A 15105-nucleotide genomic window follows, 5' to 3' on the forward strand; every position below is an offset into this window, starting at 1 on the left:
GTCAGCGGACCGAGCTTATGAAATTCGCCAACTCCGGCGTTGCGGGATTGGCGAAAAGATCGGCGGGCCGGCCTTCTTCATGGACCATGCCCGCATGCATGAAGACGAGCTTCGAGGCGACGTTGCGCGCGAAGTTCATCTCGTGGGTGACGAGGATCATCGTCATGCCCTGGGTGGCGAGGTCCTCCATGACCTTCAGCACTTCGCCGACCAATTCCGGGTCGAGCGCCGAGGTGACCTCGTCGAACAGCATCAGGTAGGGCGACATGGCCAGGCACCGGGCGATCGCCACGCGCTGCTGCTGGCCGCCGGAAAGCTGGCCGGGATAGGCGTCGATCTTCTCCTCCAGCCCGACCTGGGCGAGGACCTTGAGCGCCAGCTCGCGCGCCGCATCGCCCTTGGCGACCCTGCCGGTCAGCACCGGTGCCAGGGTGATGTTGCGCGCCACCGTCATGTGCGGAAACAGGTTGAACTGCTGGAAGACGATGCCGACATGCTCGCGCAGCTTGCGCAGGTCGGTGGAGCGGGAATGGACGCGCTCGCCGGCGACGAGGATCTCGCCACCGTTGATCTGCTCCAGGCCGTTGATGCAACGCAGCAGCGTCGACTTGCCGGAGCCGCTGCGGCCGATGATGGTGACGATCTCGCCCTTCTCGACGGCAAGATCGATGCCGCGCAGGACCTCCACCTCGCCGAAGGACTTGTGGACGTTGCGGATCTCAACGAGCGCCATTGAGCTTGTCCTCCAGGGAACGGGACCAGAGCGTGAGCGGGAAGCACAGGGCGAAATAGATCGCCGCCACGCAGGCATAGGAAAGAAGCGGCTGGAACGTCGCCGCGCTGGCGAGCTGCCCGGCACGGGCCAGCTCGACGAAGCCGACCACCGAGGCGAGCGACGTGTTCTTGATGAGCTGGACCAGGAAGCCGACCGTCGCCGGTAGCGCGATGCGGAACGCCTGCGGCGCGATCACATGGCGGAAGGTCTGCCAGCGGGTCAGGCCGAGACAGGCCGCCGCCTCTCCTTGCGCCACATGCACCGCCTGAATGCCGCCGCGCCAGATCTCGCCGAGAAAGGCGGCGGTGAAGATGGTGAAGGCCGCGCCGACCGAGACCAGCGCCGGAACCTTGATGCCGAGGAAGACCGGCATGCCGAAATAGAAGAACATCAGCAGGCCGAGCACCGGCACGCCCTGCACGAGTTGCAGGATGCCGGTGGCGAGGAGCCGCGCGAGGCGGCTGCGCCCGGTGCACATGCGGGCGAGCAGCAAGGCCAGCGGCGCGCCGAAGGCCAGCGCAAGGACCACCAGCGTCGCCGTCCACTGCACGGCGGCCAGCATGGTGAGGACGTCGGAAATCGTGAAACCGCGCATCGTCCCGCCTCCTATCGACCGGTCGGCCAGCGGAAGGCGATCCGGCCGATGCCCGCGAAAGCCAGCCGGAATGCCAGGACCAGGGTGAAGTAGATCGCGCAGACGACCGCATAGACCTCGAAGCTGCGGAAGGTGCGGCTCTCGACAAAGGCGGCGGCATGGAACAGTTCCGGCGCCGAGACCTGCGAGGCCAGCGAGGTTCCGAGCAGCAGAAGCACGATCTGGCTGGTGATCGAGGGATAGATGTTGCGCAGGGCCGGCGGCAGGATCACATGGCGGAACACCTGCCAGCGGGTCAGCCCGAGGCATTGCCCGGCCTCGATCTGGCTGCGCGGGATCGAGGCGAGACCGCCGCGAATGATCTCCGACGCATAAGCGCCCATGTAGATGGAGAGCGCGGCGGCGGCGGCATAGACCGGTGGCAGCCGCAAGCCGGCATAGGGCAGCACGAAGAAGATCAGGAAGAGCTGGATCAGCGCCGGCGTGTTGCGGATCACCTCGACATAGCTGCGCACGAACAGCCGCAGCGCGGCGAAGCGGCTGCCGGCGGCAGCGGCGCCGGCAAGACCGATCGCCAGACCCGCCAGCGTCGCCACGAGGGTGAGCAGCAGGGTCAGCGACATGCCGTGCAGGAACTCGTCCTGATAGCGCCAGAGCTGATTGAAATTGAGCTGGAGCATGTGCCTTCCGGCGTCCTAGCTGAAATGGGTGGGATAGGCGGCGGCGATCCGGCCATCGGTGCCGCGCCCGAGGATCACCCGCCAGCGGTCCAGGCAGGTGCAAGGATGGGAGATGCCGAAGGCGACGATGTCGCCGACGCCAAGATCGCTGCCCTCCGGCAGCCGCAGGAAGGCGTGCTGGTCGTTGAGCTTCACCACCGACCCGAGGGCATCGCGGCTTGCTGTTTGCACCCCCTCGCGCCAGGCCGCAAGCGGTACCGGCAGATCCTGGTCATAGGAGACGTCGCGCATGCCCATGCCGCAGATCGCAAGCCGCGGCTCGGGCCGCGACAGCACCTCGGCCCAGACGGTCAGCGCCGGACGGAAGGCGTCGAGCGCAGCGACGCCCGTCACCGCGGCAAAGCCGGCCCGCGCATCCATCGCGGCGAGCGCCCGCTCATAGACCCCGTGGTCGTGAAAGAAGATCGCGCCGCTGCGCAGCACCAGCTCGGTGTTGCCGTCGCGGCGCGCCAGCGGCTTGAGATCGCCGACGACGAGATCGAAGAAGGAGGAGCCGCCGGCGCTGAGGATCAGCGGACGGTCCGGCGCTGCAGCGCGCAGCAGCGCATGCACCTCGCCGACCAGCGCATCGAGCGCGGAAATCGCCCTCATCGTTTCCTGCGGATCGGCGGTTGCAGCAGCCCCCTCATAGGCGGCGACGCCGGCAAGCTCGACATGGGACAGGCGGGACGCGGCCTCGATCACGGCGCAGGCAGCCTCCAGGCTGCGCGCACCGGCACGGCCCGCCCCGACTTCCACCAGCACCGGCACGGTGCGTCCGGCGGTGCGGCCGACATGGTCGATCACCTCGAGGCTCTCGGGCGCGTCAGCGAAGAAGACGAGCGTCGCGTTGGGAAAGCGCTGCAGGAGCGCGGCGAACCGTTCGGCCGAGCGAAGGCCGCCGATCTGGTTGGCGACGAGCAGGCGGCGGGCGCCACTCTCGAGGAACACGCGTGCCTGCTGCAGGTTGGCGACGGACAAGCCCCAGGCACCGCGATCCAGCAGGCGCTGCGACAGTTCGGGGGACATCGGCGTCTTGGCATGCGGGGCGATGGAGACGCCGGCCTTGGCGACATAGTCGAACATCGCCTCGACATTCGCGTCGAAGGCCGCCTCGTCCAGGGTCAGGACCGGCAGGGCGAGCTCTCCGCGCTCCGGCGACAGGCCGAGGTCCGGACCGCCGGCGCCTTGTGCAGCACTTGCCTTGAGGATCCCGTCTTCCCGCATCGTTCCGTCCCTCGCGCGGCTCCCGCCACGCCCTCCCGCCTGGATTTCGCTGCCGGGCCTCCGGTCGGCTGGCCTTTCGCCACCCACCGGCGCACCGAACCGATCCGTTCCATCGGCCCGTTAATCACCGCATGACAACGTTGTCATTGCCACTAGCATTCGAATGACAACGTTGTCAAGAACACCAAGAGCAGGAGATCCGGCTAAATGTTCGGCCCTCCGCCCGCAGCAGAAGGACGGCGGAAAGGACAGCCTTCCTGCAAGGCCTCGCGCCTCGCTATCGGCACAGCCGACATCTTGAGGGAATCGCAGCCAGAGGGCAGGAGGCCCCGGCGAGGCGCCCGAGGACAGCGCCCAGGGAGGATCTCCTATCCGGCAGGTGCCGACCGCGCCCGCACGGCCTCAAAGGCCCTGGTGAGTTCCGCGAGAACCGGCGAGACAATGGCTCCGCTGGCGCCGGCGACGGGGTCGTCCAGATGCAGGCGGCGCAGGTCATCCATGAAGGCGGTCCACATCGGCTCGCCGCCCTCTTCCAGAAGCTGCGCGCGGATCGACAAGTCCTCGCTGACCGGCAGGTGCCGGCGCCCCCAGGCGCCAAGCATCGCCAGCACCGGCACCAGTTGGATCGCCGGTTCGGCCAAGCTGTAGATCGCCTTCTGGCTGTGGCTCGGATCGTCCCGCCTCGTGACGAGGCCGAGCGCGACCAAACGCTTCAGCCGGGCCGCCAGGATGTTGGAGGCGATGCCTTCCTCCGAACGGGTCAGCAACTCGCGGAAATGCCGGCGGTTGCCGAACATCATGTCGCGGATGACGACGAGGCTCCAGCGATCCCCCAGCACTTCCATCGCCAGATTGATCGGGCATCCCGACCGGCGCTCGATGTCCTGCATGCCGCCTCCGTCAAAACCGGTTGCAATCTAGGAGCAGTCGTGACACAAGACAACTGCTTTCGGTTTGCAATCGGTTTGGAGGAACCCATGCCCAAGCTCCGCGTTCACTGCTTCAGCCTGTCGCTCGACGGCTTTGGCGCCGGCCCCGACCAGAGCGAGACGGAGCCGATGGGCGTCGGCACCGAGGCCCTGCGCGAGTGGGTGTTCGACACGCCAAGCTTCCGCCGCCGGGTGCTGGGCGAGAGCGGCGGCACCCCCGGCATCAACGAGGATTTCGTCGCCCGCAGCTTCGAGACGGTCGGCGCCTGGATCATGGGACGGAACATGTTCGGCCCCGTGCGCGGTCCCTGGCCGGACGAGAGCTGGACCGGCTGGTGGGGCGACACCCCGCCGTTTCACACCGAGGTGTTCGTGCTGACGCACCACCCGCGCGCCAGTTTCGAGATGCCGGGCGGCACCGTGTTCCACTTCGTCACCGACGGCATTCATGCGGCGCTGGAGCGCGCAAGGGCCGCGGCCGGCGACCGCGACGTGCGGGTCGGCGGCGGCGTTTCGACCTTGCGCCAATATCTTCAGGCCGGCCTCATCGACGAGATGCATCTTGCGGTCGTGCCCGCGGTGTTCGGCCGAGGCGAGAGCCTGATGCAAGGCCTCGATCTTCCTGCCTGCGGGCTCGGCAACGTCACTGTCGCTGCGGGCGAACACGGCATCGCGCATTACACGCTCCAGCGCTCCGCCGCCTGAGCCGGCGGGCCGCAGCGCACCTGCCCTCAGTGGAAATTCCGCCCCTTCGGCAGCACCCTCGTGTCGCGCGGGTGCCGCCACAGGCTCGCCCCCGAAAGCTTCGGCCCCTCCTGCGGCGGCGGCTCCTTCGACAGCGCGGCCATCAGCTCCGGCGTGATGTCGGTGAGCTGCCGCGCCACCAGATGGATGACGCCGTCCTCCTTCTGGATGGCACCGTCCACCAGGATGGCGCGCGCGCCCATGACGATCCGCCGGCTGCGCTCGAAGAGCCGGCTCCAGATGACGATATTGGCGATGCCCGTCTCGTCCTCCAGCGTCAGGAAGGTGACACTCTTGGCGGTCTGCGGCCGCTGGCGCACCAGCACGAGACCGGCGACGCGCACGAACCGGCCATTGCCCTGCGACGCGAGATCGGCCGCGCGCAAGCTGCGGCAGGCATCGAGGCGGGCGCGCAGGAAGGCGAAGGGATGCGCCTTCAACGACAGGTGCAGGCTAGCGTAGTCTTCCACCACATGCTCGCCGGGGCGCATGGACGGCAGTTCCACCTGCTCTTCCCGCGCGGCAAGCAAGGCCAGTCCCTGCCGCCCGCCGAACAGCGGCAGGTCGTCCTGGCGGCCCGCGCGCCCGAGCCGGCCGGCCAGCCCCTTGATCTCCCACAAGGCCTGGCGCCGGTCGAGGCCGAGCGAGCGGAAGGCATCGGCATTGGCCAGCGCCACCAGCGCCCGGCTGTCGAGACCGGCCCTTCCATGCAGGTCGGCGAGATCCGCAAAGCCCATGCCGCGGGCGGCCGCCAGCGCCTCTCCCGCTTCCTCGCCCAACCCGTCGACCTGACGCAGGCCGAGCCGCAGGGCGAAGGCATTGCCGCCCTCGGCCGTCTGCGCTCCGGATCGCTCCGTCTCCTCCAGCGTGTGGTCCCAGTCGCTGTGGTTGACATCGACCGGCAGCACGCGGCCGCCATGGGCACGCAGGTCCCGCACGATGGAGGCGGAGGAATAAAAACCCATCGGCTGCGAGTTCAGCAGCGCGCAGGCGAAGACCTCCGGGTAATGGCACTTGAGCCAGGACGAGGCATAGGCGAGCAGGGCGAAGCTCGCCGAATGGCTTTCGGGAAACCCGTAATCGCTGAAACCCTTGATCTGCTCGAAGCAGCGGTCGGCGAAATCGGGCTGGTACCTCTTCGCGATCATCCCGGCGATGAACTTCTCGCGGAACTGCTCGATCGTGCCGATGTTGCGGAAGGAGGCCATCGCCCGGCGCAGCCGGTCCGCCTCGTCCGGCGAAAAGCCGGCCCCGACGATGGCGATCTTCATCGCCTGTTCCTGGAACAGCGGCACGCCCAGGGTCTTCTTCAGCACCGCCGCAAGCTCGGGCGAGGGATAATCGACCTGCTCCAGCCCCTTGCGCCGGCGCAGATAGGGATTGACCATGTCGCCCTGGATCGGTCCGGGGCGGACGATGGCGATCTGGATGACCAGATCGTAGAAGTTTTCAGGCTTGAGGCGCGGCAGCATCGACATCTGCGCCCGGCTCTCGATCTGGAAGACGCCGACTGTATCGGCCTTTTGGATCATCGCATAGGTCGCCGGATCGTCGCGCGGCACGCCGGCCAGCCCCATGTCGCGGCCGTAATGGCCGCGCAGCAGGTCGAAGCTCTTGCGCAGGCAGGTCAGCATGCCGAGCGCCAGCACATCGACCTTGAGGATGCCGAGCGCGTCGAGGTCGTCCTTGTCCCATTCCACCACGGTGCGGTCCTCCATCGCCGCATTGGCGATCGGGACCACCTCGTCGAGGCGCTCGCGGGTGATGACGAAACCGCCGACATGCTGCGACAGGTGGCGGGGGAAGTCGATCAACTGGCGAACCAGGCGGACCGTCTGCGTCAGGCGGGGATCGCGCGCATCGAGCCCGGCCTGGCGGATCTCGCCTTCCGCCGGCGCGCTCCCCGACCAGCCCCAGATCAGGCCGGACATGGCGCCGACCACGTCGGTCGACAGGCCCATCGCCTTGCCGACGTCATTGACGGCGCTGCGGGCGCGGTAGCGGATCACCGTGGCGGCAAGGCCGGCGCGTTCGCGGCCATAGCGCCGATAGATGTACTGAATCACCTCCTCGCGCCGCTCATGCTCGAAATCGACATCGATGTCCGGCGGCTCGCCCCGCGCCGCCGAGACGAAGCGCTCGAACAACAGGTCGATCTCGGTCGGATTGACCGAAGTGATGCCGAGGCAATAGCAGACGACGGAATTGGCCGAGGAGCCGCGCCCCTGGCAGAGGATCGGCGGATCCTGGCTGCGGGCGAAGCGGACGATGTCCTGCACCGTGAGGAAATAGGAGGCGAAGCCGAGTTCGCCGATCAGCCGCAGTTCGCGCGCGATGTTCGCCTGCACATCCGGTGGGATGCCTTGCGGGAAGCGGTTCTCCGCGCCCAGCCAGGTCAGCCGCTCCAGCTCCTGCTGCGGCGTCGCGCTCTCGCCGGCCGGCTCGTCCGGATAATGCGGCGACAGCTCGTCGAGGCTGAACCGGCAACGCTCGGCGATCTCCAGGCTGCGCTCCAGCGCGCGCTCATGGCCGGACAGCAGCCGCGCCATTTCCCGCGGCGGCTTCAGGTGCCGCTCCGCATTCGGCTCCAGCAGAAAGCCGGCGGCGTCGATGGTCACATGCGTGCGGATGCAGGTGAGCACGTCCTGCAAGGGACGCCGCTCGGGCGCGTGGTAGAGCACGTCGTTGGTCGCGACCAGCGGTGTGCGGCAGGCCCCGGCAAGCTCCGCCAGGCGGTCGAAACGGGCCCTGTCGTCGCTGCGATGGGCGGGCGACAGGGCCAGCGAGACGGCGCCGGCATAGCCCTGCCCCAACTCGACAAGGCGCGCGGCGAAGGCGGCATCAAGGCTGCGCGGCGGGATGACGATGAGCTGCTGCCCCTCCCCGAGCCCGCCGAGATCGGAAAAGTCGAGATGGCATTCCCCTTTCGGCGCCCGCCGGTTGCCGAGGGTGAGCAGCCGGCTCAGCCGGCCATAGGCCTCGCGGTCCTGCGGATGGACGACCAGTTCGAACCCGTCGCGCAGCACCAGCCGCGCGCCGACGATCAGGCGAATGGGATGCTCGCGCGCCGCCACATGCGCCCGCACGACGCCGGCCAGCGTGTTGCGGTCGGCGATGCCGATGGCGGCAAGGCCGAGCCGGGCTGCCGTTTCCACCAGTTCCGCCGCATGCGAGGCGCCGCGCAGGAAGCTGAAATTGCTGGTCGCCACCAGTTCCGCGAAGGCCGCGCTCATGCGAACAGCCCATGGACGAACCAGCGCACCGTGTCGCCGGGCCGGTCGTAAAGGCCTTCGCGGAACAGCCAGAAGCGCCGCCCGTCCGTGTCCTCGACACGGTAATAGTCGCGGGTCAGGCGGTTGGCCTCGCCGCCCGCCCACCATTCCGGCGCGATCCGCTCCGGCCCTTCCGCCCGCACGATGCGGTGCGCGGTGCGCCGCCACTCGAAGCGCGCCGGCGGCTTGTCCGGCATCTCCACCAGCACCTCCACCGGCTCGGGCCGGGCGAACAGCAGCGGCGGGCGGGCAAGCGCGGCACCGCCATGCAGGGCCCGGCCATGCGCCGCCCAGTCGTGGCGCGCCGCCTGAGCAAGCGCCGAGACCGGATGGCAGGCGCGCTCCGGCACATGGCTTTCGCGCGGCGCGAAGCGACAGACACGCTCGGGCCCGAAGCGGTTGACCAGCCGGTCGAGCAAGCGGTCGAGATCGCCCGGCGGGGGGACGACACGCTCGCGCCCCGACAGCGCCGCCTGCACCGCCTCGGCGCGCTCCACCTCGAAGGCGGAGAGCACCGCCGCCTCGAAGCCGAAGCCGGCATGATCGCGCAGCCGGTCGAGCCGCTCGCCGAGCAGGCGCAGCAGATGCGCGGCATCGTTGCTCGGCCGGGTGATGCGCAGCTCCAGCGCCTCGCGCCAGCCGTCGACGCGATAGAGCGCCAGTTCCAGCCGCCGCGCCGCCTTGCCGAGGCCCTGCAGCATCGCGGCAAGCTCGCCGACAAGCCGCGCCGCCACCTCGGCGATCGCCTCCAGCGTGACGACCGGCTCGGCGAAATTGCGGGCGATGCGGTGGACGGGCGCGGCCTCGACGGGATCGAAGCGCTCGCCCTCGCGCCCCAAGGCCTGATCGAGCCGCAGCACCAGCAGCGGGCCGAAGCGGCTGGCGAGCGGCGCCCGTGGTTTGCCGGCTAAAAGGCCGATCCGGTCGAGGCCGAGCCGGGCCAGGGCACGCGCCGTCTCTGCCTCGATGCGCAGGGCCGCAACGGGAAGCGGCGCCAGAACCTCGCCCGTCTCGCCGGGTGCGGCTCGCGTCATCTCCGTCTCGCCATAGCGGGCGAGCGCCCAGGCGGCACCAAGCGTCGGCGCCAGCGCAAGCCGAGCGGTGAGGCCGAAACCGTGCAGCCGGTCGGCGAGATCCGCCATCAGCGCCTCCTCGCCGCCGAACAGATGGGCGCAGCCGGCAATGCCGATGGAGACGCCGTCCGGCGCGTCGATCCGGGTCAGCGGGCTGTAGCGCTGGCACCACAGGGCGAGCCGGCGCAGGCCTTGCGCATCGCCGTCCGGATCGGCAGGCGCGACAGCGAGGGCGGGATGGATCGCCCGCGCATCGGCCAGCGGCATGCCCGGCGTCAGGCCGAGCGCGGCGGCGGGCGCGTTGACCGCGCTGACTCTTGCCCCGTTCCGCTCCAGCACGGAGAGCACGAGAGGTCCGGCCTCGTCAGGCGGCAGTCGGCCGCCGCGAGAGAGTGCCGGTCCGGCGCAGCGGCGCTCGGTCGGCCAGCGGGGCAGCCAGACGGAAAGACAGCGTGTCATGGTTCCACTCGAGATCCCAGGCGTCCAGAAGACCCTTGCGCGATTTCACCAGCCGGGCCTGCCAGCGCGGCGGGCCGAGACCCGGCACCGCCTGGCCGGCATGGGGCACGGGCCGGCTTGCCGCAGCGGCAATCGACCAGCGGGTCGAGGCGGCCGTTGCCATGTCGAAGACAGGCGCCGCCCCCAGCAGCAGCGCTGTCGCCCCGTGGCGGGCGGCGCGCATCGCCAGGCGGCGGCTCGCGGTGAAGTCGTAGAGCCGGTCGCCTTCGGGCAGCAGGCCGACGACGACGGCGAGCGAGGGGTGGTCCAGCGCCTCCTCCAGGCTCCACAGGAGATCGGCGGTCTTCTTCACCTCGACCTGGATCACCCGATCCGGATCGATGCCGAAGGCGGCAAGGCCGACCGGATAGAGCCGGCCCTCGCGCCAGCCCCGCGCTGCCGGCACCCCCCACAGGAGCGGGCCGGGACGGCACGCCAGCAGCCGCGCGGCAAGGCCCAGGGCAAACCCGGTCGCCGCGCCGATATCGGCCGGCGACGCCGGCTGCAGTTCGTGCAGCGCGCCGCTCGCCAGCCCGCCGGGCAGTTCGGCCTCCTCCGCTCCCAAACCGACCAGCGGCCAAGCCGGAGCCTCGTCCAGCCCGCCCGCGGCCATGCGGGCGCGCAGCGCCGCCAGGGTCTTCCCGTCCCTCATGCCCGCCCCTCCGGCACCGCCTGGCAGAGGCGGCACAACGGGCAGTCCGCGCAGACCGGCCGGCGGTGACGGCAATGGCTGCGGCCCAGCCCCTGCATCAGAAAATGGTGGGTTTCCGTATCGTCGGTGGTCCAGGCTGCGGGTAGCTGCCGATTGAGCAGCCGCGTGGCGCGGGCAATGTCGGCGCGCACCGGCACGAGGCCCAGCCGGCCGGCGACCCGGTTATGGGCCGTGTCGACCATCAGCGCCCGGCGGCGCAGCGTGCTGAGCCCGAGCACCGCCATGCTGGTCTTGGGGCCGACCCCGGTCAGGCTCTCCAGCCAGACCCGGCCCTCCTCCACCGGCCAGCCGGCAAGGAACTCCAGGTCGAGCCGCCCGCGCCGGGCCGCGATCTCGCGCAGGGCGGCCGGGATCTGCCGCGCCTTGCGCTCGGCGAAGGTCACCCCGGCGATCATGCCCTCCAGCTCGCTCGCCGCCGTTTTCGCCAGCCGCTCCCATGCACCCATCCGGCGGACCAGCGCTGCAAAGACCTCCATGGCAACCGCGTCCCGTGTCCGGCCGCTCAGCATCGCGAAGACGAGCTGGCTCACCGGGTCGAGCCGGTAGCACTCCGGCACCGGACCGAACCGGGCAAGCAGCAGTCCGTGAACCCGCGCAAGGCGGGTGTCGGCAACGAGCGGCAACGTGTATTGCATGCCCGAATGAAAGAACAAAATGAGAACAAACGCAACAGGAGTCTGCGGGCCGTCGGCAGCTTTCAGCCACCGCCTTGATTCAGAAAGCTGAATCCTTCGACGGCATCGACGCCCTCTCCTGCACGCGCCGTGCAACGATCCGGCCGCTGGCGCGTTGCCCTTCCGACACGATGGAGGAACACATGCTCAAGTTCATCGGCGGAACCGTCGGTTTCATCTTTCTCGTCGGCCTGGTGGTGGTGATCGGCATCCTGATGCTGATCTTCTGACCGGAGGCGGGACGACCGCCGGACAGGTGTGACGCACGAGCGGTCGACAGGGCCGGGCGATGCCCTATTGCGCCGCCTCTTCGGACAGCGCACGGCGCAGCCGGCGGATCACCACGTTGCGGCTCTTCTCGTCGGGCTCGGTGGCGAGCTGGTCGCTGATATCGAGCAGCAGGCGGGTGACGTCGTTGTGCCAGTCGAGATGAGCCACCTCCTCGCGCGGCAGCCGCGGCGGCGCCGTGCCGGCAAGGCGAATCGCGCCGGTCGGCGTCAGTTCGAAGGTCTCGTCGAGACCGGGCTTGAGAACGTGCTCCGCCTCGACGAGGCCCGGCAGGCGGGCGGCCAGCCCGTCGATCGCCTCGGGCTCGCCATGGACCAGGAAAATGTCGTGGGCAAGCGGCAGGCGTTCGGAGATCCAGCTCACCAGTTCGGGGCCGTCGGCATGGCCGGAATAGAGGTCGATGGAGCGGATTCTGGCGCGAACGCTGAATTCCTCGCCCTGGATACGGACCGAAGGCGCGCCGTCCTGGAGGATGCGGCCGAGCGTGCCGGTCGCCTGGTAGCCGACCAAGAGGACCGTCGCCTCGTCGCGCCAGAGCCAGTTTTTCAGCCGGTGGCGGATGCGGCCGGCCTCGCACATGCCGCTGGCGGCGATGACGATGTGGAAGCCGCGGACGCGGTCGAGCGCCTTGCTCTGCTCGACCGTCTCGGTCATGTGCAGGTTGCGGGCGGCGAGGCCCTTGAGCAGAACCTCGCCGCCTTCCAGCTCGCGGGCGTGGCGGGCGAAGACGCGGGTCGCGGCGGCGGCGAGCGGCGAATCGACATAGATCGGGATCTGCGGCAGGGCGCCCTCGGCCATCAGCCGGGCAAGGTCGCTGATCAGTTCCTGGGCCCGCTCGACCGCGAAGGAGGGGATCAGGAGGACGCCGTCCGGATGCATCGCCGCCTTCACCTCGGCGCGCAACTGGCCGCGCCGGTGGGCGGGGGTAGCGTCCTCCCGGTCGGTGTCGCCATAGGTGCTCTCGCAGACGAGATAGTCGATGCCGCTCGGGCCTTCCGGCTCCGGATGCATCAGCTTGTAGTCGGGGCCGATATCGCCGGAAAACAGCAGTTTCATTGGGGGTTCGGCGATCTCCAGCTCGACCGAGGCGGAGCCGAGCAGGTGGCCGGCGTTCCAGAACCGGGCGCGCAGGCCGGGCAGGACCTGGAACCAGTGGCCATAGGCAAAGGGGTGGAAAAGCGCCAGCGTCGCCTGGGCGTCCGCGCCGGTATAGATCGGCTCGACGGCATCGCGGCGCGACCGCCGGCGGTTGCGGCGGTTGAGCTGCTCGACCTCGATCTCCTGGATGTGGGCGCTGTCGGGAAGCATCACGCTGCACAGTTCGAAGGTGGCGCCAGTGGCGAAAATCGGCCCGGAATAGCCGTCGCGGACGAGCTTCGGCAGCAGGCCGGAATGGTCGATATGGGCGTGGCTGAGGATGACCGCGTCGATGTCGCCAACGGAAAACGGGAAGGGCCGGTAGTTCAGTTCCTTCTCGGTCTTGGAGCCCTGGAACAGGCCGCAATCGAGCAGCAGCGTGCCGCCCGCCGTTTCCAGCCGGTAGCACGACCCGGTGACGCACCCCGCCGCCCCGTGAAATGTCAGCCTGGGTACAAGGGTCATCGCAGCCTCCTTCGCGCGACCGCGGCAGGCGGCGCAAATCGCAACAAGACCGGCAGGTTAGCACGAAATTGCCGCCGGCAAGGAGCATGACGACGGGCGGGGACAGACGGGGACAAGACCGCCGCCGGACGTTTGGAAAATTTCGAGACGGATTTTGCAAATTTCCGTCTCAATATCGGCGAATTTCGAGACGGCGTTCTCAAAACCGGCACATTGGGCCGTCGACGGCGAAAAACGGCGGCCGATGGCCCGAAAAACCCGGTTATCCCCGCCCGGCGCGCGCCTTATCCCCGCGCGGCGGCTTCGCCGGCCGGGCGGCGGGCGGCCTCCTCCTGCGCCATCTGGCGGACGCAGCGGTCCCAGGCCGGGGTGCCGCCGAAATGGCGCAGCAGGGCCTCGGTCAGCGCCCTGACCTTGCCGGGAGCATGGGGGCCGGGCGGGCGGACGACATACATGCCGAATTCGGGGGTCGGATGGTCGAGCAGCAGGGGCACGAGAGCGCCGGTGTCGACCGTGTCGCCAAGCAGGAAGGACGGGAGCTGGGCGATGCCGAGGCCGGCGACCGCCCAGGCGACCAGCGTCTCGCCGCTGTCGCTGCGCAACCGGCCGCGCGGGCGCACGGCGACGACCCCCTCGCCGCGGGTGAAGACCCAGTCGGGCGAGCGGCTGCCGGTATAGATCAGGCAGTCATGGTCGCCGGCAAGGTCTTCCGGCCGGGCCGGCCGGCCCTTGCGGGCGAGATAGGCGGGGCTGGCGACGACGAGGGAGCGGATCGGCGCGATGCGGCGGGCGACATGGCTGGAATCTTCCAGCTTGCCGATGCGGATCGCCGCGTCGATCCGCTCGCCGATCAGATCGACCAGCCGGTCGGTGAGCGAGACGTCGAGCTCCAGGCGCGGATGGGCGGCGGCAAGCTCGGCCAGCACCGGCGCCAGATGGTGGATGCCGAAGGAGAGCGGCGCGGAGATGCGCAGCCGGCCGACCACCTCGCCGCCATGGACGGCGACCGCGTCGAGCGCCTCGTCATAGTCGGCAAGCAGCCGCTCGGCCCGTGCCTTGAACTCCAGCCCGGCATCGGTGGCGGTGACGCCGCGGGTCGTGCGGTTGAGCAGGCGGGCGCCGAGATGCTCCTCGATGCGGGCGATTCGCCGGCTGACGATGGACTTGGAGACGCCGAGGCGGGCGGCGGCGCGGCTGAAGCCGCCGCTGTCGGCGATCTCGACGAAATAGCGCATGTCTTCCAGTTCGATCATCCGGCGTTCCTGCTGGCGCAACAGTGTGGTGCGGATTTCGGCAATTCTGATGCCGGGCAAGGGCGACTACCTCTGCGATACCACATTATCGAAAGGATCAGGGCATGCCCTCGACTTTGCAGGTTCTCGCCGTCACCAGCAGCGCGCTGGGCGATGCGTCCGCTTCCAACAAGCTGGTCAACGACACGATCGCCCAGCTCACTGCCCGCAATCCGGGCCTGCAGCTCGCCACCCGCGACCTCGGCAACGGCCAGGTGCCGCATCTCGACCTCGACGTGGCCATCGCCCTGCGCGGCGAGACGCCGGCGAACGCGGCGCAGGCCGCCGCCCAGAAGCTTTCCGACGAGCTGATCGCCGAGGTCAAGGCCGCCGACGTGCTGGTGATCGGCGCGCCGATGTACAATTTCGGCATTCCCTCGACGCTGAAGGCCTGGTTCGACTACGTGCTGCGCGCCGGCGTGACGTTCCGCTACACCGAGGCCGGGCCGGAAGGCCTGATGACCGGCAAGCGCGCCATCGTTGTTGCGACCCGCGGCGGCCTCTACAGCGAAGGCCCGGCCAAGGCGATGGATTCGCAGGAGCCGCATCTGCGGACCATGCTGAGCTTCATCGGCATCACCGACATCACCTTCGTCTACGCCGAGAAGCTGGCCTTCGGCCCGGAGGCCCGCGAGGCCTCGATCGACGAGGCCAAGGGCAAGCTGGAAGAGCTGGTCGCCGCCTGAGGCGCACCCGCGCCGACGC

The 15105-nt window shown here is 69.4% G+C and carries 14 protein-coding genes; 3 read left to right on the plus strand and 11 right to left on the minus strand.

The window, feature by feature from the left end; genetic code table 11:
• Position 1 precedes the first annotated feature (1 nt).
• The 5 genes from P2PM1_RS12655 to P2PM1_RS12675 all read right to left on the minus strand — a co-directional run bounded on the left by P2PM1_RS12655 (position 2) and on the right by P2PM1_RS12675 (position 4206).
• A complete protein-coding gene (locus P2PM1_RS12655) occupies positions 2 to 733 on the minus strand; it encodes an amino acid ABC transporter ATP-binding protein (RefSeq protein ID WP_186388611.1) in 732 nt (243 codons plus the stop codon).
• A complete protein-coding gene (locus tag P2PM1_RS12660) occupies positions 720 to 1370 on the minus strand; it encodes an amino acid ABC transporter permease (RefSeq protein WP_186388610.1) in 651 nt (216 codons plus the stop codon). The genes P2PM1_RS12655 and P2PM1_RS12660 overlap by 14 nt, the downstream gene beginning before the upstream one ends.
• 11 nt (positions 1371 to 1381) lie before the next feature.
• Positions 1382 to 2050 carry an amino acid ABC transporter permease gene (locus P2PM1_RS12665; protein ID WP_186388609.1) on the minus strand — a complete coding sequence of 223 codons (669 nt, stop codon included), beginning with the start codon at positions 2048 to 2050 and terminating at the stop codon, positions 1382 to 1384.
• 15 nt (positions 2051 to 2065) lie between these two features.
• On the minus strand, positions 2066 to 3316 hold the full coding sequence (locus tag P2PM1_RS12670; protein WP_186399268.1) for an alanine racemase: 1251 nt from the start codon (positions 3314 to 3316) through the stop codon (positions 2066 to 2068).
• Positions 3317 to 3684: 368 nt separating this feature from the next.
• Entirely contained in the window at positions 3685 to 4206 is a 522-nt protein-coding gene (locus P2PM1_RS12675; RefSeq protein ID WP_186395403.1) for a helix-turn-helix domain-containing protein, read from the minus strand.
• Between the two features lie 87 nt (positions 4207 to 4293).
• Here P2PM1_RS12675 and P2PM1_RS12680 point away from each other — a divergent pair, with 87 nt between their 5' ends.
• Positions 4294 to 4950 (plus strand): dihydrofolate reductase family protein, encoded by a 657-nt coding sequence (locus tag P2PM1_RS12680; RefSeq protein ID WP_186399269.1) that lies wholly within the window; start codon positions 4294 to 4296, stop codon positions 4948 to 4950.
• 26 nt (positions 4951 to 4976) lie between these two features.
• On the opposite strand, the gene P2PM1_RS12685 is transcribed toward P2PM1_RS12680, so the two are convergent.
• From P2PM1_RS12685 to nth, 4 genes are read right to left on the minus strand one after another with little or no spacing between them, the layout of a single operon-like run.
• On the minus strand, positions 4977 to 8222 hold the full coding sequence (locus P2PM1_RS12685) for an error-prone DNA polymerase (protein WP_186399270.1): 3246 nt from the start codon (positions 8220 to 8222) through the stop codon (positions 4977 to 4979).
• Complete coding sequence (locus tag P2PM1_RS12690) at positions 8219 to 9793, minus strand: DNA polymerase Y family protein (protein ID WP_186399271.1); 1575 nt, start codon at positions 9791 to 9793, stop codon at positions 8219 to 8221. Before P2PM1_RS12690 ends, P2PM1_RS12685 begins: the two co-directional genes overlap by 4 nt.
• Positions 9699 to 10484, minus strand: a complete 786-nt coding sequence (locus P2PM1_RS12695; protein ID WP_186399272.1) for an ImuA family protein — start codon at positions 10482 to 10484, stop codon at positions 9699 to 9701. Before P2PM1_RS12695 ends, P2PM1_RS12690 begins: the two co-directional genes overlap by 95 nt.
• The gene (gene nth / locus P2PM1_RS25740; protein WP_186399273.1) at positions 10481 to 11179 is read right to left on the minus strand and encodes an endonuclease III; all 699 of its coding nucleotides are present in this window, start codon (positions 11177 to 11179) and stop codon (positions 10481 to 10483) included. The genes P2PM1_RS12695 and nth overlap by 4 nt, the downstream gene beginning before the upstream one ends.
• Before the next feature lie 74 nt (positions 11180 to 11253).
• On the opposite strand from nth, the gene P2PM1_RS12705 reads away from it, so the two are divergent.
• Positions 11254 to 11448 carry a hypothetical protein gene (locus P2PM1_RS12705; RefSeq protein ID WP_186399274.1) on the plus strand — a complete coding sequence of 65 codons (195 nt, stop codon included), beginning with the start codon at positions 11254 to 11256 and terminating at the stop codon, positions 11446 to 11448.
• Positions 11449 to 11512: 64 nt separating this feature from the next.
• Here P2PM1_RS12705 and P2PM1_RS12710 read toward each other — a convergent pair whose 3' ends face one another.
• Both P2PM1_RS12710 and P2PM1_RS12715 read right to left on the minus strand, forming a co-directional pair.
• On the minus strand, positions 11513 to 13108 hold the full coding sequence (locus P2PM1_RS12710; RefSeq protein ID WP_186399275.1) for an MBL fold metallo-hydrolase RNA specificity domain-containing protein: 1596 nt from the start codon (positions 13106 to 13108) through the stop codon (positions 11513 to 11515).
• Positions 13109 to 13392: 284 nt separating this feature from the next.
• Positions 13393 to 14361: a LysR family transcriptional regulator gene (locus P2PM1_RS12715; RefSeq protein WP_186399276.1), complete on the minus strand. Its 969-nt coding sequence runs from the start codon at positions 14359 to 14361 to the stop codon at positions 13393 to 13395.
• A 104-nt stretch (positions 14362 to 14465) separates the two neighbouring features.
• On the opposite strand from P2PM1_RS12715, the gene P2PM1_RS12720 reads away from it, so the two are divergent.
• Entirely contained in the window at positions 14466 to 15086 is a 621-nt protein-coding gene (locus P2PM1_RS12720; RefSeq protein WP_186399277.1) for an FMN-dependent NADH-azoreductase, read from the plus strand.
• The last annotated feature ends 19 nt before the right edge of the window (positions 15087 to 15105 follow it).

Source organism: Stappia sp. P2PMeth1, assembly GCF_900185735.1.
In the GTDB taxonomy this organism is placed as follows: Bacteria; Pseudomonadota; Alphaproteobacteria; order Rhizobiales; family Stappiaceae; genus Stappia.

Bases quoted from the DNA above. Each gene is read 5' to 3' on its own strand.
- P2PM1_RS12655 (WP_186388611.1), bottom strand. From the start codon at position 733: ATGGCGCTCGTTGAGATCCGCAACGTCCACAAGTCCTTCGGCGAGGTG.
- P2PM1_RS12660 (WP_186388610.1), bottom strand. From the start codon at position 1,370: ATGCGCGGTTTCACGATTTCCGACGTCCTCACCATGCTGGCCGCCGTG.
- P2PM1_RS12665 (WP_186388609.1), bottom strand. From the start codon at position 2,050: ATGCTCCAGCTCAATTTCAATCAGCTCTGGCGCTATCAGGACGAGTTC.
- P2PM1_RS12670 (WP_186399268.1), bottom strand. From the start codon at position 3,316: ATGCGGGAAGACGGGATCCTCAAGGCAAGTGCTGCACAAGGCGCCGGC.
- P2PM1_RS12675 (WP_186395403.1), bottom strand. From the start codon at position 4,206: ATGCAGGACATCGAGCGCCGGTCGGGATGCCCGATCAATCTGGCGATG.
- P2PM1_RS12680 (WP_186399269.1), top strand. From the start codon at position 4,294: ATGCCCAAGCTCCGCGTTCACTGCTTCAGCCTGTCGCTCGACGGCTTT.
- P2PM1_RS12685 (WP_186399270.1), bottom strand. From the start codon at position 8,222: ATGAGCGCGGCCTTCGCGGAACTGGTGGCGACCAGCAATTTCAGCTTC.
- P2PM1_RS12690 (WP_186399271.1), bottom strand. From the start codon at position 9,793: ATGACACGCTGTCTTTCCGTCTGGCTGCCCCGCTGGCCGACCGAGCGC.
- P2PM1_RS12695 (WP_186399272.1), bottom strand. From the start codon at position 10,484: ATGAGGGACGGGAAGACCCTGGCGGCGCTGCGCGCCCGCATGGCCGCG.
- nth (WP_186399273.1), bottom strand. From the start codon at position 11,179: ATGCAATACACGTTGCCGCTCGTTGCCGACACCCGCCTTGCGCGGGTT.
- P2PM1_RS12710 (WP_186399275.1), bottom strand. From the start codon at position 13,108: ATGACCCTTGTACCCAGGCTGACATTTCACGGGGCGGCGGGGTGCGTC.
- P2PM1_RS12715 (WP_186399276.1), bottom strand. From the start codon at position 14,361: ATGATCGAACTGGAAGACATGCGCTATTTCGTCGAGATCGCCGACAGC.
- P2PM1_RS12720 (WP_186399277.1), top strand. From the start codon at position 14,466: ATGCCCTCGACTTTGCAGGTTCTCGCCGTCACCAGCAGCGCGCTGGGC.